At 51.5% G+C, this 23,451-nt stretch carries 19 protein-coding genes; 14 read left to right on the plus strand and 5 right to left on the minus strand.

From position 1 onward, the window contains the following. Nucleotides 1-92: 92 nt before the first annotated feature. Both AC15IQ_RS14430 and AC15IQ_RS14435 read left to right on the plus strand, forming a co-directional pair. Nucleotides 93-554: a hypothetical protein gene (locus tag AC15IQ_RS14430; protein ID WP_483180062.1), complete on the plus strand. Its 462-nt coding sequence runs from the start codon at nucleotides 93-95 to the stop codon at nucleotides 552-554. Nucleotides 555-717: 163 nt separating this feature from the next. Then, the gene (locus tag AC15IQ_RS14435; RefSeq protein ID WP_483180064.1) at nucleotides 718-1,455 is read left to right on the plus strand and encodes a type 1 glutamine amidotransferase; all 738 of its coding nucleotides are present in this window, start codon (nucleotides 718-720) and stop codon (nucleotides 1,453-1,455) included. A gap of 132 nt (nucleotides 1,456-1,587) precedes the next feature. Here the strand turns inward: AC15IQ_RS14435 and AC15IQ_RS14440 are convergent, their stop codons facing one another. Continuing rightward, nucleotides 1,588-3,027, minus strand: a complete 1,440-nt coding sequence (locus AC15IQ_RS14440; RefSeq protein WP_483180065.1) for an IS1182 family transposase — start codon at nucleotides 3,025-3,027, stop codon at nucleotides 1,588-1,590. Nucleotides 3,028-3,142: 115 nt separating this feature from the next. Here AC15IQ_RS14440 and AC15IQ_RS14445 point away from each other — a divergent pair, with 115 nt between their 5' ends. The 3 genes from AC15IQ_RS14445 (at nucleotide 3,143) to AC15IQ_RS14455 (ending at nucleotide 6,653) form a co-directional block, all read left to right on the plus strand. Next, nucleotides 3,143-4,210 (plus strand): polyprenyl synthetase family protein, encoded by a 1,068-nt coding sequence (locus tag AC15IQ_RS14445; protein ID WP_483180067.1) that lies wholly within the window; start codon nucleotides 3,143-3,145, stop codon nucleotides 4,208-4,210. A 108-nt stretch (nucleotides 4,211-4,318) separates the two neighbouring features. Beyond that, entirely contained in the window at nucleotides 4,319-5,308 is a 990-nt protein-coding gene (locus AC15IQ_RS14450; protein WP_483180096.1) for a tetraprenyl-beta-curcumene synthase family protein, read from the plus strand. Nucleotides 5,309-5,897: 589 nt separating this feature from the next. Continuing rightward, a complete protein-coding gene (locus AC15IQ_RS14455; protein WP_483180069.1) occupies nucleotides 5,898-6,653 on the plus strand; it encodes a TIGR00266 family protein in 756 nt (251 codons plus the stop codon). A gap of 160 nt (nucleotides 6,654-6,813) precedes the next feature. Here AC15IQ_RS14455 and AC15IQ_RS14460 read toward each other — a convergent pair whose 3' ends face one another. Both AC15IQ_RS14460 and AC15IQ_RS14465 read right to left on the minus strand, forming a co-directional pair. Beyond that, nucleotides 6,814-7,473, minus strand: a complete 660-nt coding sequence (locus tag AC15IQ_RS14460; protein WP_483180071.1) for a GDSL-type esterase/lipase family protein — start codon at nucleotides 7,471-7,473, stop codon at nucleotides 6,814-6,816. Nucleotides 7,474-8,460: 987 nt separating this feature from the next. Continuing rightward, the gene (locus AC15IQ_RS14465; RefSeq protein ID WP_483180073.1) at nucleotides 8,461-9,159 is read right to left on the minus strand and encodes a DUF4489 domain-containing protein; all 699 of its coding nucleotides are present in this window, start codon (nucleotides 9,157-9,159) and stop codon (nucleotides 8,461-8,463) included. Nucleotides 9,160-9,655: 496 nt separating this feature from the next. On the opposite strand from AC15IQ_RS14465, the gene AC15IQ_RS14470 reads away from it, so the two are divergent. The 9 genes from AC15IQ_RS14470 (at nucleotide 9,656) to ccsA (ending at nucleotide 18,950) form a co-directional block, all read left to right on the plus strand. Continuing rightward, nucleotides 9,656-11,956 carry a PAS domain S-box protein gene (locus AC15IQ_RS14470; RefSeq protein ID WP_483180075.1) on the plus strand — a complete coding sequence of 767 codons (2,301 nt, stop codon included), beginning with the start codon at nucleotides 9,656-9,658 and terminating at the stop codon, nucleotides 11,954-11,956. Between the two features lie 312 nt (nucleotides 11,957-12,268). Next, nucleotides 12,269-13,564: an acetyl-CoA hydrolase/transferase family protein gene (locus tag AC15IQ_RS14475; RefSeq protein WP_483180077.1), complete on the plus strand. Its 1,296-nt coding sequence runs from the start codon at nucleotides 12,269-12,271 to the stop codon at nucleotides 13,562-13,564. A 257-nt stretch (nucleotides 13,565-13,821) separates the two neighbouring features. Beyond that, nucleotides 13,822-14,025 carry a Uxx-star family glutaredoxin-like (seleno)protein gene (locus AC15IQ_RS14480; protein WP_483180078.1) on the plus strand — a complete coding sequence of 68 codons (204 nt, stop codon included), beginning with the start codon at nucleotides 13,822-13,824 and terminating at the stop codon, nucleotides 14,023-14,025. A gap of 5 nt (nucleotides 14,026-14,030) precedes the next feature. Continuing rightward, the gene (locus AC15IQ_RS14485; RefSeq protein WP_483180080.1) at nucleotides 14,031-14,405 is read left to right on the plus strand and encodes a hypothetical protein; all 375 of its coding nucleotides are present in this window, start codon (nucleotides 14,031-14,033) and stop codon (nucleotides 14,403-14,405) included. Between the two features lie 80 nt (nucleotides 14,406-14,485). After that, nucleotides 14,486-14,638 (plus strand): DUF1540 domain-containing protein, encoded by a 153-nt coding sequence (locus AC15IQ_RS14490; RefSeq protein WP_483180082.1) that lies wholly within the window; start codon nucleotides 14,486-14,488, stop codon nucleotides 14,636-14,638. A 364-nt stretch (nucleotides 14,639-15,002) separates the two neighbouring features. Next, a complete protein-coding gene (locus AC15IQ_RS14495; RefSeq protein WP_483180084.1) occupies nucleotides 15,003-15,431 on the plus strand; it encodes a NapC/NirT family cytochrome c in 429 nt (142 codons plus the stop codon). Nucleotides 15,432-15,456: 25 nt separating this feature from the next. Next, nucleotides 15,457-16,704: an ammonia-forming cytochrome c nitrite reductase subunit c552 gene (locus tag AC15IQ_RS14500; RefSeq protein ID WP_483180086.1), complete on the plus strand. Its 1,248-nt coding sequence runs from the start codon at nucleotides 15,457-15,459 to the stop codon at nucleotides 16,702-16,704. A 442-nt stretch (nucleotides 16,705-17,146) separates the two neighbouring features. Then, complete coding sequence (locus AC15IQ_RS14505; RefSeq protein ID WP_483180088.1) at nucleotides 17,147-18,169, plus strand: cytochrome c biogenesis ResB family protein; 1,023 nt, start codon at nucleotides 17,147-17,149, stop codon at nucleotides 18,167-18,169. Nucleotide 18,170: 1 nt separating this feature from the next. Then, complete coding sequence (gene ccsA / locus AC15IQ_RS14510; protein ID WP_483180090.1) at nucleotides 18,171-18,950, plus strand: cytochrome c biogenesis protein CcsA; 780 nt, start codon at nucleotides 18,171-18,173, stop codon at nucleotides 18,948-18,950. Between the two features lie 344 nt (nucleotides 18,951-19,294). On the opposite strand, the gene ltrA is transcribed toward ccsA, so the two are convergent. After that, nucleotides 19,295-20,617, minus strand: a complete 1,323-nt coding sequence (ltrA, locus tag AC15IQ_RS14515) for a group II intron reverse transcriptase/maturase (protein WP_483177505.1) — start codon at nucleotides 20,615-20,617, stop codon at nucleotides 19,295-19,297. Nucleotides 20,618-21,258: 641 nt separating this feature from the next. After that, nucleotides 21,259-22,626, minus strand: a complete 1,368-nt coding sequence (locus AC15IQ_RS14520; RefSeq protein ID WP_483180092.1) for an MATE family efflux transporter — start codon at nucleotides 22,624-22,626, stop codon at nucleotides 21,259-21,261. Between the last annotated feature and the right edge of the window lie 825 nt (nucleotides 22,627-23,451).

Raw genomic sequence — 23,451 nt, forward strand, 5'->3', positions numbered from 1 at the left:
ATCTATTGTAATGACTGTAATTTTACGATATAAGAAACAAGGTGTGACGGGAAAGCCCAGCAGGGATCGATAGGGAGGAGGAGGGCTTGGGAATGCGGCCCAGTGTTTTATTGGTAAGTATAATGCTGTTTGTGATGCTCATTGCCGGATGCAGGCAGGCCCCCACTCCGGGAGCGGCCCTGCAGATACAGGACACTGTGACCAGCATAGGCGGACTGGACAGTCAGGGCTTGCGGCAGTCCTATTCTTATGAGATAACCGTCAAGAATACCGGTTCTAACTCGGTGTATATACAGTCGTTGCACCCGGTGCTGGAACCTAGCGTGGCTAATTATGTGCTCACCCCCGACCTGGAACTTGAGGTGGGGCGCACCGTACCGGCCGGGGAATCATGCTGCATCAGCGGCAGTTTCGTATTCGACGGCAGCCAATTGAGCAAGAGCCAGATCATATCCTTAGGCCCGTTTTTCAAATCGGTGCGCATCACTACCTCCCAGAACGTACCCCTGCCCAACTTCCTTCCGGAAGCCAGGGTGCAGAGCGGCAGCACCTGAGGTTAATAGAATAGTGCCGGGAGCACGGCGAGCAAAAAAATTATCTAAACAGGTTGGTGACAGTTGTGGAAACCACAATCGTACCCAATTACATTTAGGTGATAAACGCAAACCACCCTTTGTCACCATTACACTTAATTTAATTCCAATGGAGGATTAATTCATGGCCCGATTCACCATAGCTCATCTATATCCTGACCTGATGAACCTTTACGGTGATCGGGGCAACTTGGTTTGCCTGCAGAAGCGCCTGCAGTGGCGCGGCCACGAGTGTCACATATACAGTGTGGGCATCGGCCAGAACATAGATTTTGGCGCCATCGACATGGTGTTTATGGGGGGCGGTTCTGATCGCGAACAAGGCCTGGTTTATGGGGATTTGATCAAGCGGGCGGATGCTTTTCGGCAGGCCATCGAAGCCGACCTGCCGGTGTTGTGCATCTGCGGGGCTTACCAACTGCTGGGAGAGTCTTACATCGCCGCAGACGGGCAGAGACTGCAGGGGTTGGGCTTTTTCAACATCGTCACCCGGGTCGCGCAGCCCCGCCTCATCGGCAACATTCTTCTGGAGACCGATTTAGTGGGGCAGAAGACCACGGTAGTAGGATTTGAGAACCACGGCGGGCGGACTTTTCTTAATGATCAGCGCCTTAAGCCTTTTGGCAGGGTGGTCAAAGGGCACGGCAACAACGGGCAAGACGGATTCGAGGGCATGAAATACCGCAACCTGGTGGGCACCTATTTGCACGGTCCCCTGCTGCCGAAAAATCCGAGTGTGGCGGATTTCTTCATCAAAGCCATGGCTGCCCGCCGCGGCATGAGTTCGACCATAACCCCACTTTACGACACTATCGAAACCTTCGCTCACCAGCAGGTCAAATATAAAATCCTCAATTCGTAAGTAAGGCAAGGCAAGGCATGGGGACGGCAGACCGTGTGAGAACTTTCGATGAGATCCCAAAACTACGTGATAGGTTTTACTGGTCATTTAGTATTACTAGTGATATTTTGATAAAAAACAGGCTGGTGCAGTTTATGCTGAGGCCAGCCTTTTTACTATTTCTTCAACTCCCAGAATATTGATTACTCTTCGCATGTTGTAGGCCAACATATGTAACTTGTTTTCCGTATTTACAGACACTAATCCCCTGGTTAAAAAGTAACTATAACCCAAGCCCCTTTTTACGGTTCCATATGGGTGTTCTACGATCATTTGCCTTTGTACATACAGTTTTCGATTTTCCTTGGTCCGGCGGTCTATTTCATCCAGTAATGGCTGGGCTAGGTTGCGGCTAATTGTTCGGCCCTTCTGGGCTTTGGTGCATTGATCCTTTAAGGGGCAGCCCTTACAGGCCCGGTAGTTTTTGTAGGTTCGATATTTTACTCCGTTGACTTCTCTTATTCTGCCTGGATAGAGAATCTCTTTTGCGGGGCATAGGTAAACGTCTTGCTCTTGGTCATATTGGAATTTGTCAGCTTGAAAGTCGGTGTTGGCTATATTACCGGTAAATCTCTGCTTGGCTACATAGGTCTCTATGTGGTTTTTCTCGCATTCGATTAGATCATTGGTTGAGTAGTATCCTTTATCGGCCAATACTTTAATTTGGTCTACTTCCAATACTTCTTTGGCCTGCTTAGCCATATTGCTTAGCTGCCCTTGGTCAGCTGGATTGTTTATGACTTCACTGTCTACCACTAGCTTATGCTTTTGGTCTACCGCCGTTTGTACATTGTAGCTGACTTCTACTCCGTTATTATTAACAGCCATTAGCCGAGCATCTGGATCAGTGGTCGATACTTCTGTAGCCCCGGTTTGCTCCATATGCTGTTTCATGGCGGTATATTTACCTTTACGGCTTTCTAGTTCTTCTATGCGCCTCTGGATCTCTTCAGCACTGGGGATATGGATATCGGCTTCGTCCTGGTCGTTGCTATCTAATTCATTAAAGTAGCCGTTAATTTTTTCGTCAATATATTTTAAGTGTCTTTGTAACTTCTTTTGGTTGTAATTATTGCGCTTGGAATTGCTGGCTCGGAACTTGGAACCATCGATAGCTATGACCTCTTTGCCATACAAGTCCCAGTCTTTGCATAACAGGGTGAACTGTTTGAAGACTCCTTTTAGGGCTTTGGGGTTATCTTTCCTAAAATCAGCTATTGTCTTAAAGTCGGGTTTTAGCTTCCGTAATAACCATAACAACTCAAGATTCCGACCGGCTTCGGTCTCTAGCCTCCGAGATGATCTAACCCGATTTAGATAACCATACAAGTAGAGCTTTAACAAGTCCCTAGGATCATATGGAGGTCTACCAGTATTTTTCGGCTCCGCTTTTTGGAACCCGAGGTCCTTCATGTCCAACGAATTAACGAATGCTTCAATTACCCTAACTGGATTATCAGTTGATATATAGTCATCGACCGCTTCAGGAAAAAGGGTGATCTGCATGCGGTCTTCGCCCTTAATGTAGGCCATTATTCCACCTCGCTATCACCCTATCATTCGACTTTTATATGTTTTTTTCCTTTTTCTGCGGACTAGTTTTCACACAGTCTGCCGTCCCCATGCCTTTTCAACTCTCTGGTATATTATGTATGCGGCAGGGGATACTACCACTTACAGACTATATCAGAGGGGAGTCTTTGTCATAGCACAGCAAACCGCCTTAAAATCGGCACCTTTTCCAGCTGAACTCATATTAAATCGACTCCGCCAGGTGACCACCACTGGCAATTCTCGTATAGACGCAGTCATGGATTACCTTTTGCAGGGCAGCGGCAAAATGCTGCGCCCGCGCCTGGTCTACCACACCGCGGAGCTGAATCCACACGACCCCATCGTAGTGAGGGATGTTGCCACCGCAGTGGAACTGATCCATCTAGCCTCCCTGGTGCACGACGATGTTATCGACAACTCCCAGCTGCGGCGCGGGCGGGACAGCTTGAACGCTCATTTTGGCAACCAGATCAGCGTTTTGGCCGGCGACTACCTGTTTGCAGCCGCTTTCAATCTCATCAACCGCCATCAGCAAACCCAGGTCATGGACAACATCACCCATACCATTCAGGTGATGTGCTCCGGAGAGATCATCCAACTGGGGCAGGCGTATAATGTAAATGTTAGTCTGGATGAGTACTACGATAAGACTTACCGCAAGACCGCGTGTCTGTTTGCCTCTAGCTGCAAAATCGGAGCTTTGGTCAGCGAAGCCTCTCCGGATCAAGTGAAGCATCTGGACCAGTTTGGACTGTGTCTGGGCTACGCCTACCAGATAATCGACGATGTCATGGACCTGGTGGCTGACAGCCAGAGTCTGGGCAAGCCGGTGGGCAATGATATTACTCAGGGAAACATCACTCTGCCGGTCATCCTGGCCTTATCCAACAGCGTCGCTGGGGTCCGCCTGCGCGGTCTGTTGGAGCGGCGCAACAGCATTCCCGCCAGCCTGGGAGAGATCATAAATATTATTACCGAGAGCGGTTCGATAGGGTTGGCCATAGAACATGCCGCGGCATTTCTGGACCGTGGCCTGGAACATCTAAAAGAATTGCCTCCCGGCGAGAGCCTGGAAGCGCTGAAAAGCACCTGCATGGGATTTATACATGCCTACAGCCCGGTTTTGGGACGCTTCTATCCAATAATGGAAAGGCAGGCCTGAACATGAGCACTAAAACAACCCCAAATCAACCGCCCGCCGCCCCGGCGCAAACCTGCCCCAGGCCAGTCCTCCTGCTCGCTGCATCACATTCTGGTCATTTTGCCAAAGGTGCAGCGCCTCCTGGCCGAATGGAAGGCTGAGGCGAAGCTTTGTCCTGACCCGGTGCTTCGCCAGATGGCCCTGGCCAGTCTCGAGCACAAAGCTTTTCATTGCCAGGGCGGAGCGGTTTTTGCCAGCTTGTCAGCGCCTTACCAAAAGAATCTGCTGCGCATCATCATAGCCTATCAGACCCTTTGTGATTACCTGGATAACCTATGCGACCGGGCCGGCAGCACCGATGGCCAGGCCTTCCGCCACCTGCACAACAGTCTCCTGAGTGCCCTCACTCCGGGCACTGCCTGCGAGGACTATTACCTGTACTATCCTTATAAAGAGGACGGCGGGTATATCAGAAAACTGGTGGCAGAATGCCAGACGCAGATCGAAACCCTCCCCAACTACTGGAAAGTTCAACAGCGGCTGTGGAAATTGGCCAACTGGTACAGTGAATTGCAGGTGCGTAAGCATCTTGACCCGCAAATCCGCGAAAATGAACTGATAAGCTGGGCCAGCCAGCAAGCCGTCCGCTATCCCGGGGTGCGCTGGCAGGAATTCGCCGCCGCCACCGGCTCCACCCTGGGTATATTCGCCTTGCTAGGTCTGGCTTGCCGGGAGGAATTGGACGATGCCAGCATGCACCGCACCTGGCAGGCCTATTTCCCCTGGATTTCCGGTCTGCACATACTCCTGGACTATTTGATCGACCGCGAGGAGGACCGGCAGGGTGGCGATCTTAATTTCACCTTCTACTACCGCGATCAGTCTGACATGATCGAGCGTCTGAAATTCTTCATTTGCCAGTCTCACGACAGCGCTGCCAGCATGTCCAACCCGGCTTTCCACACTACTGTGGTGGAGGGACTGTTGGGGCTGTATTTGAGCGATGCTAAAGTAGAGGCCCAGGGCTACGAGCAACTGGCCCAGACCCTTTTAAACTGCTCCGGACAGCGAGCCGCGGGCACCCGCCGCATCTGCCGCATGGTCCGCAAAGTACTCTAACGTTGCCTTTATCCCACTTTGCAAAGGGCCAACACAGGCCAACACAGGCCAAAACAGGGACGGTTCTGGCGTTTGGTTGTGGCGTAGGCAGTATTTTTCCCAGCTGAACTTACCATCAAGATTCTCCCCACCCGGGGCCTCTATCGGTCTAAGCAAAACACCGCCACTGCCCCGGTTTGCGGCAACATCCTCACATGCCCGTTTACACTTCTCATAGCAGATAGGCTGGGATATAATATTGGCAGTACAGGTTCTTTTAGCCAGCTGGGAGTAAGTGAAACGGTGCCGACAATCACGCCAATACCCACAGGAAGGGGAGTCAGACTATTTGAAAACCATTTAGGGGTTATCAGCTGCCCCGCCTATGGTTGATTTTCAACTACTAATTTGGTGTGAAGGCTGTTATTTTATCCGTATTGTCGCCGCCCCATTCTCACTGTGAAGATGCAGAATATGACAGACTAAGCACTACATAGATGTATGGGGTACACATGATCGGTTCAAGTGTATTGGACAAGTGTATTGGAAAGGAAGCGAAAGAATGTCCCCTTGCTTCCCTCTGGCGTAAGCGATAGAAAGGAGATTTACAATGGCAGACATCATCGATTATCTAATTTTCGGAGACGACATGCAATTGGTGGAAATCGAACTGGACCCGCAGGAAGGGGTGCGCGCCGAGGCTGGCGCTATGACTTACATGGATTCCGGAGTGCAGATGCAGACCGGCACTGGAGGTGGCATGTTCCAGGGCTTCAAACGTATGCTCACCGGGGAGAGCTTTTTCATCACCACCTTCCTCAACTCTGCCAACCGCAAGCAGAGGGTGGCCTTCGGAGCCCCTTATCCGGGCAAGATCATCCCTATCGACCTGAGCCAGCACAACGGACGTTTCATGTGCCAAAAAGACTCTTTCCTCTGCGCCGCCCGGGGTATTGAAATCGAAGTGGCCTTCACCAAGAAAATCGGGGCCGGCCTGTTCGGCGGGGAAGGGTTTATACTGCAAAGGCTCAGAGGCGATGGCCTGGCCTTCGTGCATGCTGGCGGAACCTTGATCGAGAAACGCTTGCAGCCCGGCGAAAAGCTTAAAATCGACACCGGCTGTTTGGCGGCCTTTGAAGAGACAGTTGACTATGACATAGAATTTGTGGGCGGCTTCAAAAATGCTCTGTTCGGCGGGGAAGGTCTTTTCATGGCAACCGTCACCGGACCTGGGCTGGTATATTTGCAGAGCCTGCCCCTGTCCCGCCTGGCAGACCGCATCGTGGCTGCTTCCAGAGTGGGAGGCTCACGCGAGGAGAACCGCGGCCTGGGCGGCATCCTCGGCAATATGATTTCCGGCGACTAATAGAATAATATATGAAGTGGGAGAACGTTCTTTTTCTTCCGGGGAACCGGGAAGCAGGAGAACGTTTTTTTCATTTCGGGAAAGCCGCGAAGCAGGAGCAGGTTCTTTCTTTTTAGGGAAAGCCGCGAAGCAGGAGCACGTTTTTTTATTTCCGATGTCTCTATTGCAGGAAATTGCTGACTGCGTTCGTCAAATCACCATAACCAGGTGGGGATATGTGCAGGCCGTCAGGTCGGAAGTATTCCTCCTTTAATAAAGGCCGGTCGGGGTGGGAGAGAACTTGCCCCAGATTAAGATAGGGTACTTGCTCGGCCCGGGCAAGTTCCTCTATGAACTGATTCAACTTTCGCACCGCAGCGTTGATCTCATCCGGAGGCAGGGTAGAGTAGTTGCCCCCCACCGGCAGCACCGAGCATAGGACCGGCTCAATGTCAGACTTTAATGCCCATTTCGTCATTATAGCAATATTCCGGGCAGTCTTTTGCAGTTGGGCCTCCAATCCCTGGGGATCAGCTCGATAGGCTGTCTGGATGTCATTGATACCTCCCAGGATAAACACCTTGTCAGGCCTGGCCTGAAAAACATCAGTTTCGAATCTTGCCATCATATCAGAGGTAGTCTCGCCATCCACGCCGCGCTTTATGACTCGGTACACCCCGATAGTATCCGGCAGATCCCAGTGATTGGTGATGGAATCCCCAATGAACACCACCGTGTGGTCCTGCGTCGGCTTGAGCACAAAATTGCCGTGGTATACATATCCTAACCATAGTCCTAAAAAGGCCAGAGTTGCCAACAACGCATAGCGAGCGGTTCTCAAATCGTCTGCACCTTCTGTTCATGTGGATAGTCTGCTATTGAAGAACTGGATGAGGACCCAGTATTATTACAGCCAGTATCAGCTTCTCCAATTTATACGGATGGGAAACCGGGAAATAAAAACGGAGCCCAGAGAATAATTCCCTGGCCGGAAGGGGGACATATCAGCTGGAGATAGGCGGTGAAGGGGGCCGGGGGCACGGGAACGGACACGGGACTGGCACTTGTGCCCGCAGGGGGACACCTCAGATCGAGCGGAAGCAGGGAAAGGGAGCAGACACGAGAAGGGCACTTCTGCTCGCAGGGGGACATATCGGCTGGAGATAGGCGTGAAGGGGGACCGTGGCACGGGAACGGACACGGGACTGAAACTTCTGCCCGCAGGGGGACTGTTCAGCTGGAGATAGGCGTGAAGGGGCGAGGGGCGCCGCGGGCACGGTCATGGGGATGGCACCTCTGCCCGCAGGGGACACCTCAAAGCGAGCGGAAGCGGCGACAATTCACAAAGGGGTCAATCAAAAGTTATGCGCACGAAGAAGGCGCGAAGTTTAGGTCTTTTACTGCTTCTTTGGATGGAAAACCGGGGGGAACAGAAAAGGGCGCCAGGTAAGGAAGCACAAAGAACCCCCGGTTTCCCTGTTTGCCAAGAAAAGGCTACCGGCGTACTGCCCATAGCCCTATCTTGTCAATTACCTTATCCAATGAGCGGCTCAAACGTGCCGGATACCTTTGTTTGGCGGAATTACTCCGCTAATAAGTGTAACTTTGGAACCGCCGTATACCGATCGGTACGTACGGCGGTGTGGGAGGTCGGTCACTCAAATAATGGGCAGCCTCCTACCCGATCGGAAGCGGGGGGAGCAGGGTTAAACCTCTCCCTGCTCCCCCTGATACCTCTGTCTGCTGTATTGTTACCCGGGTAGGTAAGGTGTAAACTTGAACCGCCATATTTCGAACGGTACGCATGGCGCCAAAACCATTTCCGTGTTTACAGGCAGTCCTGCACGATGGCGTTAATGTGAGTGTTTTCAACTTCCAGTTCGTTGACGAAGTTGCCGCCTTCCACCTCGATCCTGACGATTTCCACAGTGTAGACACAGCACCCGGCGGGGCACACATCATCATCACAGAAGGTGAAACTGAAGGGCAGGCTCAGGCTCGAATCATCTTCGAATTCCACTTCCCAGGTCTCCAGGGTGGTGCAATTGCCATTGCAGTTTCTCCGTAAGGCCACAGTCAATTCCACTTCATTGCCATCTTCGACCTCGATCATGCTGGAGAAATCGATTTTCACCAGCGGCCGTCTCAGACCTGAGCGGTTAACCTCAATGCTGGCCAACAGCAGTGAAGCAGGACCTTCGGGAACATTGTTCAGGTCGAATTCATAGCCGACTCCGCAGGTTAAAAAGATTTTGGGGTGTTGCGGGCAGAAATGCGAGATGTGTGCACAGTCATTTCTGCGGGTGGTGAAGCAGCACGAACTGTTGCTCAGCACGGCACCCCTCACTTGGTTGCCTACCATAATGTTGTCACTTAAAACACTGGGGCATATACGGCTGTCACTTAAGACACTGGGGCAAAATCTGCCATTGATTAATGCCCTATCGCTCAGAACGCAGGGACATGTTCTGCGGTTGGCTCTTGCGGTACTGCGCACTCTATTATGCCGTTTTCTAAATCTGGCCATTAAAATTCCTCCTTATTTTAATTGTTCAGGGAAGATAAATAATCCCTTTCGATACAAAATATTCATATTGAGGTGACTGTGTTCCAGGTTGCCTGAAAACAAATAAATGACACACGGGGACGCGTTCCTTGTGTCATTTTTTAAGTCAAAAGTGAATCGCCTGGGGGAGTCAGCGTAACCCTGGTGTCATGCCATTCTGCCATTCTGAAACATAGCCAAAAAACCTTCTTATTTCAGTAGTTTCAAGATCCTTCACTAATGTTCAAGATGACAAAACAGGACTTTTTCAGCGGCCTCAAACGGTTCTGTTGTTTGAACGTCAGTCGGCGGTATCTTCTCCACCGCTTCTTCCGTAACCGCAGGTATTGGAGTTCTGTTGACAACCACGCCTAAAAGGCAAAATCGATCAAATTAATTGCAGTAGCAGGTTTTTATCCCAAACCTGTCAAATATTCGACATATATGAATTTAGGTAATTAGAGGAGTTACGGGAAAAATGGACAATAATGATCTGTTCGGCAGCCTGCAAGAGAGGCAGACCAGGCCCGGCCGCACGCCAGAAGAAGATACTTGTCGGCTGGCACGGCAGACCCGGGATTTTCAGGCCCAGATCCTGGCTAATATACAGGATGCGGTTGTAGTCGTTGATGAGAACGATTCGATCGCCTATTTTAACAAGGCTTTTACAAACTTATTCGGCTGGAATGAAGAGGAACTTCTGGGCAAGTCAGTTCAAGTCTTTGTACAGAACTATATATCAGAGCCATATAAGGAAGCGGTGTATAGTCTTCCTGATCCTTGCCGGGAAGACACCGGGACGGTTGGAGAGGACCTCCTGCACGTAGAATGCCTGGCCCAAAATGGTAAGTCCCTCATGGTGGAGATCAGCCGGGCGGTGTGGAGAGGTACAGAAGGGGAGTACAAAGGCCTCATCGCATCTATCCGGGATATAACGAAGCGACACCAGATTGAACTGGCCTTGCAGGAGAGCGAGCGGAAATACCGGGAACTGGTGCAACACGCCCCGACCGCGATTTGTCAGTTAGACCTAGAACAAAGGCGATTTACAGCCGTAAACGATGTAATGTGTGAAGGATTGGGATATAGCCGTGAGGAATTGCTGCAAATGGATCTCTTGTCAATCCTGGATGAGCATGGTGCAGAACAATTGCAGTCTCGCATCAGGCAGTACTTAAATGGCGAAAACCCGGATCAGGATGTGGTCTATCTAGTCAAGACCAAAGCTGGAGACCAGATGTATGTCTCGCTTCACGTCACCATCACCAACGTAATTGATGGCCGCCCAGTTCAGGCCACAGTGATGGGGCACGACATCACCGCACTCAAGAAGGCAAAACAGGAATTGATGCAAGCCTGCAATGCGCTGGAGGAAAAAGTAGAGCAACGCACCCGCAAACTCGCCCTGGAACGGCAGCGGCTGCGCGATGTTTTGGAAAACCTGCCGGTCAGCATATGCCTGCTCAGCGCCGACAAGCATCTGGTTTTCTCCAACCGTGCTTACAGAGAAAGACTCGGGGACTTTCATGGCAAGAAATGTTATGAAGCCTTATTTGGTTATGATCGACCTTGTGATTATTGCCAAACCTACACCGTATTGGAAACTGGTAAGCCGGTGCAATGGGAGTTTATAGGGCCGGATGGAGGCATCTTCGATGTTCATGACTGCCCTTTCACTGACACCGACGGTTCAGTGCTGGTCCTGGAGATGCTTATTGACATAAGCGAGCAAAAACGGGCTGAAAAGGCTCTGCGCTGCTCAGAAGAGCGCTTCTCCAAAATTTTCGCTGCCAGTCCGGTCATCATGGGAATCACCACACTGGATCACCGTTTAGTGGAAATCAACGAGGCCTTCACTAAAGCGTTAGGGTATACTCGGGAAGAACTGCTGGGGCGTACTTTCAGTGAGCTTAATATGGGGCTGACATTCCGCAGAGAAAGCAGCCTCGACCGCGCGGCCGCTCCTCACTATCTCAACCACTACGAGGTATCGTATCGAAATGCCGATGGCGATGAACACATCGGTCTTGGCAACACGCAACTGATTACTATTGGGGAGGAAGATTACTACCTGCATTCAATGGTGGATGTCACCCATCAGAAACAGATCGAAGCCGAATTATCACGTCTGGACCGTTTGAACTTGATTGGCGAAATGGCAGCCGCCATTGGCCATGAGATCAGAAATCCATTGACTGCGGTGCGGGGTTTTCTGCAGATGCTTAATACTAATGTGCAATTGGCCGAGTATGGAGCCTACTTCGAGCTGATGATTGAAGAGCTGGACCGGGCCAACGCCATTATCAGCGAATACCTGGCCATGGCCAAAAACAAACGGGTCGACCTGCAGATGCATTACCTGGACGAACTGCTAACCACCTTTTGCCCCATGATCATGTCCGAGGCCAATCTGCGCGAGATGAGTGTTGACCTGGATTTAAATCACCCTCCGAAGGTCATGGTCGACCCCAACGAGTTTCGCCAGCTGGTGATGAACCTGGCCCGCAACGGGCTGGATGCCATGCAGCCTGGGGGGACCCTGGTCATTGGTACCCGGCTGGAGGGTAATAACATCCTGCTCTACATTCAGGATGAAGGCTGCGGATTTTCGCAGGCGATATATCCCAAACTGGGAACTCCCTTTCTCACCACCAAAGACACCGGCACCGGCCTGGGTTTGGCGGTTTGTTACAGCATCGCCGGCCGCCATAACGCAGTCCTAGAAATCGACTCCAGTTCCAGCGGAACTACGGTCTATGTGCGCTTCCCAAAGCCCTAAAATGACACAGGGGGACGTGTACCTTGTGTCATTTTTTGAGTCGAAAGTGAATCATTGGGGGGAGTCAGTTTGCTTAACCCTGGCATAGGTAAAGGCAGGCTGCTGTTTAGACTTAGATGACACAGGGGGACGTGTACCTTGTGTCATTTTTTGAGTCGAAAGTGAATTATTGGGGGGAGTCAGTTTGCTTAACCCTGGTATAGGTAAAGGCGGGCTGCTGTTTAGACTTATCATGAGAATCAATTAAACGGTTGCCAGAATAGCTTTTCATATGGGATAATTTCAAATATCCTGCAACAAATGAGGTGCCATATGGACTACCAGAGTCAGTACCGCCGCAAGGTACTACCTATTGACGCCGCCATGGATCTGATCGAGGATAACGACGAGGTCATGACCAGCCTGGGGGCTGCCGAGCCGGTGACCCTTTTCAGCCATATCCACCTGCTCAAAGGAAAGGTCAAAAATGTTTCCGTGGTCAATGCCTTGATGATAGGGCATTACCCCTTCTACATGGACCCGGAGATGAAGGACAGTGTGATCTTGAATTGCTGGTTCCTTACCGGGGGACCGCGCCAGGGTCATTCCCTGGGTACTGTCAATTACGTTCCCATGGAATTGCACACCTTTCTAAAAAACCGCTTATATTACCGACGGATAAATATTTTCTGGGGCAGCGCCTCCAGCATGGATAAGCACGGCATGATGACCACCTCGGTTTCATCGGTATTCGAGCGCGAGGCCATTGAACAGGCCGACCTGGTGATAATGGAGGTCAATCCGCGCCTGCCCCGGATATATGGCGATACCAACCTGCACATCTCGGAAGTGGACTACATTGTTGAGGCTGACAATGAAGTTCCGTCTCTGAAATCCGAGCCCACCGATGAGCGGACCGAACGAATCGGACGATTCGCTGCCGAATTGGTCGAGGATGGCTCTACTATACAATTCGGCTTTGGAGGCATTACCGGGGCTATAGCCAGGCATTTAAAGGACAAAAAAGACCTGGGGGTGCACTCCGAGGTCATTTCCGATGCCATCCTGGACTTATGGGAGGCGGGTGCCATAACCAACCGCAAGAAGACCTTATTCAAGGGCAAATTCGTGGGGGACATCGGCCTGGGCAGCCAAAAACTGTATGATTTTTTAGATGACAATCCGGCGGTAGAATTCCAGTCTGGGCGGGTGATGAACGATCCTGCAGTGATACGCCAAAACTACAAAATGGTTTCCATCAATTCCGCCCTGCAGGTAGACCTGACCGGGCAGTGCTCTGCGGAAATGGCCGGACAGCGCCTATTTAGCGGCACCGGCGGACACAAAGAATTTGTCAAAGGAGCTCAGGAGTCGCCGGGCGGCAAATCCATCATCGCATTCTATTCATCAGCCCATGAGGACAGCATTTCCCGCATCGTAGCCCAGTTTGAGGCCGGGACCGCAGTCACCACCTCCCGGGTGGATGTCGATTATGTGGTCACCGAATTCGGTTCGGTCTGTTTGCGGGGGCGCTCGCTGCCGGAACGGGCCAGGGCTTTGATCAGCATTGCCCATCCCCATTTCCGCGACTGCCTTACCAGCGAAGCCCGCCGCCTCAAGATTTGGTAATGCAATGTGACTGGGCTTGTGACCCGAGGTGACGTTGTTGCGGTGTAATTAGCAGGTCATTGGTGAATCATAAGACATAAGGCAAGAGTAAAGTTATCAGGTCAGCCCTGTTTGATCAGAACGGCCAAAACCATAGCGTTTTGGGCTGTTTAACCAGAGATACGATACCGTCCCTTGTCGCGTACTTTGTCTTTGTGCTATCTGGTTGAAACGCCCTAACCGTTCCCGCGTTTGGCCATGTTTGGGAGGTGATCAGCATGATTATTTACACAAAAACCGGCTGCCCTTACTGCGAGGCAGCTAAACGGCACTACACAGGACAGGGCATAGCATTTGAGGAAGTCAATCTGTCGGTTCATAAAGAAAGAGTAGAGGAGATCAAGAAACTCACCCAGGGAACTAAAGTCCCGGTTATCGTTGACAACGACAAGGTGAGCGTCGGTTTTAACGGCGGAGGCTGAAGTGTTTGAACCGCCGCCGTCGTGGACGGTTTAATAGGAATTCAAAAAATAAACAGATTATTTCCCTGCAAAATTCAAAGCCTGGCATTGCCGGGCTTTCATTGCATCATAATGTTGGTTGGCGTTTATCATTTGTCGCTCATAGTAGCGTGATGACCCGGCTTTCATTGCATCATGATGTTGATTGGCGTCTATCATTTGTCGCTCTTAGTAGCGTGATGACCCGGCTTTCATTGCATCATGATGTTGATTGGCGTTCATCATTTGTCGCTCATATTAGCGTGATGAACGGCTTTCATTGCATCATAATATTGATTGGCGTTTATCATTTGTCGCTAATAGTAGCGTTATGCCGGGCTTTCATTGCAACATTGTATTGATTTGCGGAGCTTAGGCTGGTCCTTATCCACATACACCTTCTGATATTTGGTTACTCTAATCAAAAAGGAGGTGATTGAGAATGCCTAAAGTTTCCAAATGCATGTGTGAAGAATGCTATTACAACCATAATTATGCCTGTCATGCCGATGAAATCGAAGTCAGATCGAGTGTTCAGGGAAACAGAGTCGAAAACTCCGAGGGCACCTGCTGCGAAACCTTCAGGAGCCGTTAGGATGGTGGTGCATGGTCTAATCGATTGGTCGTATATTTTGTGAAAAGCCAGCGTATGCTGGCTTTCTACTCGTTTTATTGGTATTTTTGGATCTCATGGTTTTAACCTAGTCTGACATCCTGGTCCAGAAACACTAGAACCGGCAGATCCATCCTGCGGCCTATTTAATTCTGTACCTATAGCAGTGGCTGCTTCCGTGCAGTAGAAGCTAATAAGGGCGATCGGTAGGAGGCCAAACAAGACCGTCACCCTTGTCGCTGCTCATTCCCGCGCTTTCCGTGATCTTAATGTCAAATGGTGGGTTTTATGGTATGCTCAGATTAACCTCAGTACTACATCAGGGAGAGGAGATGGTGCGGCCTTCATGAAAAGTATGCTGAAATGGCTGGGAGTCCTGGCGGTGGCCGGATTCGCCATGATGCTGATGGTCAAAGTGCCTGCCTTGGGATTAGCGGAAGCCGGGTTTTGCGGCAATTGTCACGCGATGGAGGAGCAGGTCTCCACCTATCTTCATTCGCCGCACAGCTACGCCGCCAACTGCGGTGACTGTCACGACCCCCACGGGCTGGTCACAGGTAGCGCATACGCAGCGTATACCGGCACCCGAGACGTGTATCGGGTGGTCACCAATACCACCCCCTTAGAGATTCGTGCTACCAATCTAAGCAAAACCGTACTGCAGCAGAACTGCCTGCGCTGCCACGGGGACATTATGGCGGACATCGGGGATACCCGCGAAAATGGCGGTCGTCACTGCTTTGACTGCCATCATGAAATCGTTCATGTTAAATAGAGGGACAAGGGAGGAGGGCGATATTTTGAATTCTGATCAGATCAAGAAACTATTGCTGGTTACCGTTCCGATTGTGGTGGTGGCTCTGGCCGCTGCGGTGTTCTTTTTCACCCGCAATAATGCTGTGACCACCTTGGGACCGCAGGGAACCATAGCCGCCAATGAAACCCGTTCCGCCGCTTGGGCAGCCTATTACCCGGTGCACTGGGACAGCTATCAAGATAATTTAGCCAATAAAGAAAAACCCTCGCATTTCGATACCAAACCCTACCTTAAGAACATTTACGCCGGTTTTGGTTTCTCTGCGGAATACAATGAACCGCGCGGACATGTGTTTACCATAGAAGATATCAATGCTATCGATCCCGCCCGCAAAAAAGCCGGGGCCTCCTGTTTCACCTGCAAATCGACCCAGGTGCCGGAGATGATGGCTAAATACGGGGACCAGTACTATCTTATGTCCTTTGACGAGATCAAAGACCAGATCACTGAGCCCATCGGCTGCCTGGACTGCCACGATCCGGCCACTATGGAACTGCGCCTCACCCGGCCCGCATTGATCGAGGCTTTGCAGCATCAGGGCAAAGACGTCAGTAAACTCACCAATCAGGAGCTGCGCAGCCTGGTCTGTGCGCAATGCCACGTCACCTACTATTTCGAGCCTGGCAGCAAGAAAATCGCCTTCCCCTGGGATAAAGGTGTCAAAGCCGATCAGATCCTGGACTATTACGATGAGGAGAACTTCTCCGAATGGGTGCATCCGGATGCCGGGACCGGCCTGGTCAAGCCCCGCCACGCCGAATACGAGACCTTTATGAACAGCACCCACCAGTCCGCCGGGCTGGCCTGTGCCGACTGCCACATGCCCTACACCAAGGTGGGCAACAAAAAGCTCAGCTCCCATGTCTGGCAGAGTCCGTTGAACAACATCGAGAACAGTTGCACCACTTGCCACCGCAATGGCACCGAATGGCTGGTGGATCGGGTCAAGACCATACAAGGACAGGTCAAGCAGACTCAGGACCTGGCCGGCAACGCGGTAGTTGAAGCCATCAATGAGCTGAAGTTGAGCCGTGCAGCGCCTCAGGTCGATCAGGCCAAGCTTGAGGAGGCCATGGAAATGCACCGCCAGGCCCAATGGTATCTGGACTTTGTGGTGGTCACCAATGGGTACGGATTCCACAATCCGACTGAGACCCTGAACAACCTGGGCACTGCCATCGACTATGCCCATAAATCTGTGAAACTGGCGCGCGAAGCCCGGGGAGCCTGACAAAAGGGATGGTTCTCCTGGCCGTTTGTCCCATGTTGATGGATTCCTTGCATGCCAGTTGGGGCAAGCTAAGCTAAATTAGAACAATGCGACAGAGGAGATTCGTCCTCTTCTGTCGCATTCCCACCCAAGTCGCGCAGGAGACTCGGTCTTATGCTGTACTGCTGTCCCAAGCGCAATGGGCTGGGGATTTAATTCTTTATCAGACTATTAGGCGCAGGAGAATCGGCTCCTGTCACAGTATCACTAGTGTTGTGTCGGAGAACCGTCCCTTGTCACACCAGTGTTGTGTCAGAGAACCGTCCCCTGTCACATCTGTCGGAGAACCGTCCCCTGTCACACCAGTGTTGTGTCAGAGAACCGTCCCATGTCCACTAGTTGTGTCAGAGAACCGTCCCCTGTCACACTGCACTGTCACACTGTCATACAGGAAGAATTATTGATGGCCAAAAAACCGTTACAGCAGATTACAACCACCCTTGCCTCCATGTCGAGCGCCATTTATATACTGGTGATAATCGGTGCCATTAGCGCATTGGGGACATTAATCCCACAAGGCCAGGCACCTGATTTTTATATGCAACATTATGGCGGCTTGACGGGGCGGATCATCACCGTGCTGTCTTTGCACCGGCTCTACCAGGCCTGGTGGTTTCTGGCCATGCTGCTATTGCTGTGCCTCAGTATTCTGCTGTGCGCCGTAAAACGGCTGCGCCGCACCCGGTCTGTCCTGATTTTCTCCTCTTTGATCATGCATCTGGCCATAATCCTGGTGTTGGGCGGGGCTGCCTGGTCGCTCGGGTATGGTCACAGCGCCAATATCGAGTTGGCTGAAGGGCAGTCCGTTTCTTTGGCCGAATTTGGCTTTGCTCCCGGCCAACTCACCTTGGATCGCTTCCAAATCGACTACTACCCCGATTATCAACCGCGCCAGTACAGCAGCCTGCTTTCTCTGCAAGGTTATCAGGGTCAGGACTACCATCAAGAAATCGCCGTCAACCATCCCCTCAAGGCCGGATACCTGAAAATCTACCAGAGCAGCTGGGGTTGGATGATGCAGATCACCACGCAGGCGGCCGATGGCCAAAGCAAGTCCATTGCGCTGCCAGATCGCAGCGAGTATTGGCTGGACCAGTCCCGGCATTTGAAGCTGCAGGCCATTTTCGTGCCTGACCTGGATGAGACCCGGCCCGGTATCAATTCATTGAGCCCGCTGCCGCGCAACCCCCATGTATTAATTGCTCTGGTCGAGCATGACCGGGTAATAGGGATGAATCTGCTTCGGGCAGGGGAGAGTGCCCAGCTGGGAGAATACAAATTCAGCCTGGATGGCTTCTCGTATTATTCGGGTTTGAATGTCAAAGAGGACCGGGGAGTGTACCTGGTATTCACCGGTTTCTTTTTGCTGCTGGCAGGTATGCTGGTCCGCTACCTGGCGGAAAATATGGTGAGAAAGGCGGCGTGAAATGGAAAACCTGTTTACCGATCTGGTCTTCATATTGTTGTTGTTATTGACAGCCGTCAACCTGTTCAGGTTGTGGACCGAGAGAGATTTGAGCAAGATCAGCCAGCTCATCTTATGGCTGACCCTGGCGGCGATAGTGGCGGTGATAGTGGTGCGCACAGCGGCGGCGGGTCGAGTGCCTTTTGCCAACCTGTACGAATTCGCCCTGCTGTTCTCCTGCGGAATTCTGGTCTTTGCCCTGTGGGTCCGCCAGGGGTTGGATTCCAGCCGCCTGGACCTGAGCGTTGCCGTCTTGTTGCTGATCATCATAGCTATCAGCACCACCCTCCCCTCCGAACTGGGCCCGCTGATGCCAGCTCTGCAGAGCACCTGGCTGCACGCCCATGTGGCCACTGCGGTGATCGCCTACGGCTGTTTTGCCCTGGCGGCTTGCCTTGGTGTCGTGGCCCTGAGCCGTTCTCAGCAAACAGCCCCGGGCCTCGACGAAATCGAGAACCGTATCTATAGAATGGTGGTCCTGGGATTCATCTTTCTGACCATTGTCATCATCACCGGCGCAGTGTGGGCCGAAGAAGTATGGGGCAACTGGTGGTCCTGGGATCCGAAAGAGACCTGGTCACTGGTGACCTGGCTGATATATGCGGCCTATTTGCACGCCCGCCGAAGCTACGGATGGAAAGGGCGCAAATCGGCCTGGATGGTGATTATCGGTTTCGTCATAGTTATGTTCACCCTGTTTGGGGTGAGCATCCTCCTCCCCGGCCTGCACAGCTATCTCTAAGCAGCAGGAAGCAAGAGAACCATCCCGTGGACCTGCGGAGCTTACTGGCGGCAGCAGCGGTTGAGAATATTCCCGCGAACCATCCCGTGTACCCGCGGAACTCACGGCATCCAATGTAGTGATTCATAGGTGGCTTAAAAAATGACACAGATAAAGTCGAGTAGGCAGGGCCTCTCGCCAGATGATTAAGGTTAGGTTGAGCCTACTCGGTTTCTGCCCCTTTCGGTTAGCAGTGTCTCACTAGCTCAACCGTACTTAATTTCCATACGATTGTACCCTTACCCCTCACAGAACCGTACGTGCGCTATTAACGCATACGGCTCTTCGTATTATCATTTGCCTTCTCAGCTAGAGATTTCCCACCTCATGTCAAATATGTTTACAGCTATCTTTGGCCTTGGTAGTGGGTACTTTCTTAGCATTTTCTGGAATTTGTCCCATCCAAAACTCTTCCTCTGACTTCGTCGGTTTAGCCACTTGAATAGGAGTCTCTCTATCTGTTCCTTGTACCGATAGAGCGCGTCGCTGTTATCCGTCACTGCATAGTACTGATAGTAGCCCTGCAGCTTCCTCTTCAGCACCTCCATAATATCCGGCACCGGAATGTGTCGATGTGACTTTATCCATTCCTTTGCCTTGGCTACACTAATTTTGAATTTCTTGCGACAGGTTTTCCGCTTTACACGAAATTTACCATGCCTGCTCTTTCCGCAATAGTGTGTGAAACCTAGAAAGTCGAAAGTCCCGGGTTTGGGCAGCCCGTTTGCTTTAGCCTCTGCCTCCGCCTTCTTTCCGAATGCTATGATCTGGCTTTTGTCAGCGGCCAGCTCGAGGTTGAATTTCGCCAGTCTCTTCTCTAGTGCGACGTAGAATCTTCGGGCGTCTTCCTCAAATTCAAAACAGCATACAAAGTCGTCTGCGTACCTTACCATATGGGCCGAACCACGGCAATGCTTTCGCACTACTTTCTGAAACCATAGATCCAATACATAGTGTAAGTACACATTTGCCAGTATTGGTGATATTACCCCGCCCTGGGGAGTTCCCTCGGGGGTATCATATCTTACCCCGGCTTCTATCACCCCTGCTCTGAGGAATCGGTAGATGAGTCGTAGCATGTTCGTGTCTGCTATGCGTTCCTTTAGAAATTCCATTACCCATTTGTGATCCACATGGTCAAAGAATCCCTTGATGTCAGCGTCCACGATGTAGTTTACTCGATGATCCTCTATGAGCTTGTTAAGGTGCTTTAATGCATCGTGCGCACTCCGCTTGGGTCGAAATCCATAGGAGAAACCCATGAAGTCCTGTTCATAGATGGCGTTTAGTATCTGTGCTGCTACTGCCTGTACAAGTTTGTCTTCATAGGCGGGTATTCCGAGCGGACGCGTTTTGTCTGTTCCTGGCTTGGGGATGCGAACCCGCCTGACCTCTTGCGGTTTGTAGGCTTGTTTCTTCATTCTTGACACCAGGTTTTTGATGTTTTCTTCCAGGTTTTCGCCGTAGTCTTTTCTGGTTACCCCATCCACTCCTGGTGCTTTTCGTGCTGCCATCTGGTTATGTGCAGCACTTAGCGTATCCTCGTTGATGAGATGGATTAGGGTCATGAATTTGTACTTGGGATTTTCTCTTGCTCGTTCGGCTATCCTTGCCAGTTGCGTTTCCACTGTCTTCTCCTCTCCAGTAGGACAATGTTTCCTTGACTAAGGGCTATAATACGTTGCCGCCTTTCCTCCCCAGGCATTACCCTGTTCATCAGTACTATGCAGCAATCCGACTCCCTGACAGACTTTTGGCTCCCTTGCTTTGTATTGCTTGTCGGCCATACTCCCCTGCGGAAGAACTGTCAGGGTCTCCCGAGTTACCGTGACTTAACAATGTGTAACGTGCCAAGGTCTCTGACCCCGGAGGAGCCTCAGCGTTCTCGCCCTATCGACCGCTGAGGTGTTGCCTTCTGCTGGACGTACGGCATCGGCCTCCTCATCCACACACATTTCGGGGCTCATTCCCTTCAGCCTCTGGCTTTCGGCCCATTACCTCGCCTGCCTACGCTTAAACGCTTCTGTTGCCAGTTGCGCTCCAAGGCTGGCTACGAGTGGTTGGCTAGTCCTTTCTCGGTGGGCTTCTCACCCACTATATGTCACGACCTTGCTCGGTCGCTCGCGTCCCCGTGTGTCACGTGTGTCACAACTATCTTTAAGCAGTGGGAAGCAAGAGAACCATCCCGTGTACCCGCGGAACTTACGGCATCCAATGTAGTGATTCATAGGTGGCTTAAAAAATGACACAGATAAAGCGTCCCCGTGTGTCATTGTGCTTTGGCGGGCTGGGCCAGGATGGCTTTATCTAGCCATTGCTTGCGGCGGTAAATAATAGTGTAGACTATAGCGCGCAGGCCCCATTCCACCACAAACAACCCCCAAATAGTGGCTACAGGCCAGTGCAGTACCAGTATGAACAGGTACATCAGGGGAATGCGCACCACCCAGGTGAAAAAGGCCGAGATGTACATGGGGGTTTTGGTGTCGCCCGAGCCTTTGAGGATGCCGCTCATCACCATGGAGGCGGCGATGGACAGCTGCTCCAGGGCGGCGATACGTATCAGCAGCCCGGCAATTTTGATGATTTCCGGATCATTGGTGAACAGGGAAGCGATAAAATAGGGGAAAAGGAAGAACAGCACCCCTATCGAGCCCATCAGAATCCCCACCATCTCCAGACAGCCCCGGCTGCTCAGCGACGCCTGGTCACGGTCCACAGCCCCCACGGCCTGCCCCACCAGGGTAGTAGCGGCAATGGCCATCCCAAAACCGGGCATATAAGAGATTGACTCCACCACCAGAGCCACCTGGTGTGAGGCATAGGCCACCGTGCCCAGAAATACTAACAGATAGGTAGAAGAGAGCTGGGCGGCAGTATTGAAAAACTGTTCCCCCAGACCGGGAATACCCAGACTCAGGATGCGGCGTATGGTTTTCATGCGCACTGCAAAGATATCTCGCCAACCTACCGTCAATTCAGTGTAATGGGTCATAAGAGCGGCCGCCGACATCAGGAAACCGAGGAAATGCGCGATGCTGGTGGCCACCGCTGCTCCGGCCACACCCATAGCCGGGAATCCCCACCAACCGAAGACTAAGACCAGGTCTCCCAGCACATTGAAAGAATTGGTGAAAATGCCGATTTTCATAGGGATGTCGGTGCGCCCCAGCCCGCGGAATATGGAACAGATCATATAGTAGATAAGGGCTGGCGGCACCATAGCCAGGGTGATGCGTAGATAAGTGAGAGCCTGCTGGCTGACTGCGGCCTCGACTTTGAACAAGGCTAAAATCTGCGGGAGAAAAACCTGGGTAAGAATGCCCACCGTGATCCCGATAAAAATGGCCATCAACAGGCTCTGCCCGGCCACTGTCTGAGCCTCTTCCATGCGGCCGCCCCCTTTAGCCTGGGCTACCAGCACTGAAGCCCCGATGCCTAGCGCATTTAAGAACAAAACCAGCGAGAAGAAGATCTCCGCACCGAGACTGGCAGCCGCCAGCGGCACCGCGCCCAGGCGTCCCACCACCGCCACGTCCACAACCCCCACCATCATGTAGAGGATCATTTCTCCCATGGCAGGCCAGGCGATCTTCCATATTGTTACCCGTAAGCTTCTATCTCTCCAAATCAGCATAAGTACTCCGCCGTCACTATCTACTTCAATGAGACAGGATATAGTAAGGTAAAACAGGAACCCCACTGTTTTTCTATATATGGATAAGATGGGTCTGCCATATATTGTACAGGAAATTACTCAGATATACATATCTCGAGTTTGACAGCTGGGAGAAAGAGTAATGCTTCGAAAGTGGATCAAGGCCAATATGTCGGGAAAGGCATTTCGGGGGAGCAGAAATGCAGTGCCACGTGATGGGTAGATAATATTGACTATATGGGTTAATATGCTGGGATACACGGGGACTGTCCCCTGTGTGTCCTCCAGGGATACCCAAAGAATGGGACTATACTCTGTGTCCCGCCACTGATTCAGGAATGATTTAAAAAATGACACGATGAAAGCGTCCCCCTGTGTCATTCAACAACCGGCAAGGATGAAGTCCGTGTAATGTCCACGTGATGGGTAGATAATATTGACTATATGGGTTAATATGCTGGGATACACGGGGACTGTCCCTCCTGTGCTCCTGAACAAGTACTTACGATTATAGCGTTGTGCAGCCACCAGCAGATATGTTCTTAGGGGACAAAAGGGAGTATCCTTTGTCGATCCCGAAAGATGACTCATGTAAACGCGGTTAGAGAGATATACACATGACATACGAAGGTGCGAAGGTGAAAACTGTGTCCCGAACGCCAGAACTCAATACATCAGATTACCAAGGTAGAGGGATGAAGACGGACCCAGAAAAGAGGATACCTGCAAACTGGGGGATACACGGGGACTGTCCCTCCTGTGTCCCGAAGGATAACTGAACTAATTGGGAATCCACCATAGAGT

Origin of the sequence: Syntrophomonas sp. DTU019 (genome assembly GCA_913757435.1) — a bacterium.
GTDB lineage: Bacteria > Bacillota > Syntrophomonadia > Syntrophomonadales > Syntrophomonadaceae > DTU019.

What these genes read in the sequence shown, in the direction of transcription:
- AC15IQ_RS14435 (WP_483180064.1), top strand. Translation starts at nt 718, where the DNA reads ATGGCCCGATTCACCATAGCTCATCTATATCCTGACCTGATGAACCTT.
- AC15IQ_RS14520 (WP_483180092.1), bottom strand. Translation starts at nt 22,626, where the DNA reads ATGCTGATTTGGAGAGATAGAAGCTTACGGGTAACAATATGGAAGATC.
- AC15IQ_RS14505 (WP_483180088.1), top strand. Translation starts at nt 17,147, where the DNA reads ATGGCCAAAAAACCGTTACAGCAGATTACAACCACCCTTGCCTCCATG.
- AC15IQ_RS14440 (WP_483180065.1), bottom strand. Translation starts at nt 3,027, where the DNA reads ATGGCCTACATTAAGGGCGAAGACCGCATGCAGATCACCCTTTTTCCT.
- AC15IQ_RS14495 (WP_483180084.1), top strand. Translation starts at nt 15,003, where the DNA reads ATGAAAAGTATGCTGAAATGGCTGGGAGTCCTGGCGGTGGCCGGATTC.
- AC15IQ_RS14445 (WP_483180067.1), top strand. Translation starts at nt 3,143, where the DNA reads ATGTATGCGGCAGGGGATACTACCACTTACAGACTATATCAGAGGGGA.
- AC15IQ_RS14470 (WP_483180075.1), top strand. Translation starts at nt 9,656, where the DNA reads ATGGACAATAATGATCTGTTCGGCAGCCTGCAAGAGAGGCAGACCAGG.
- AC15IQ_RS14430 (WP_483180062.1), top strand. Translation starts at nt 93, where the DNA reads ATGCGGCCCAGTGTTTTATTGGTAAGTATAATGCTGTTTGTGATGCTC.
- AC15IQ_RS14475 (WP_483180077.1), top strand. Translation starts at nt 12,269, where the DNA reads ATGGACTACCAGAGTCAGTACCGCCGCAAGGTACTACCTATTGACGCC.
- AC15IQ_RS14455 (WP_483180069.1), top strand. Translation starts at nt 5,898, where the DNA reads ATGGCAGACATCATCGATTATCTAATTTTCGGAGACGACATGCAATTG.
- AC15IQ_RS14490 (WP_483180082.1), top strand. Translation starts at nt 14,486, where the DNA reads ATGCCTAAAGTTTCCAAATGCATGTGTGAAGAATGCTATTACAACCAT.
- AC15IQ_RS14480 (WP_483180078.1), top strand. Translation starts at nt 13,822, where the DNA reads ATGATTATTTACACAAAAACCGGCTGCCCTTACTGCGAGGCAGCTAAA.
- AC15IQ_RS14465 (WP_483180073.1), bottom strand. Translation starts at nt 9,159, where the DNA reads ATGGCCAGATTTAGAAAACGGCATAATAGAGTGCGCAGTACCGCAAGA.
- ccsA (WP_483180090.1), top strand. Translation starts at nt 18,171, where the DNA reads ATGGAAAACCTGTTTACCGATCTGGTCTTCATATTGTTGTTGTTATTG.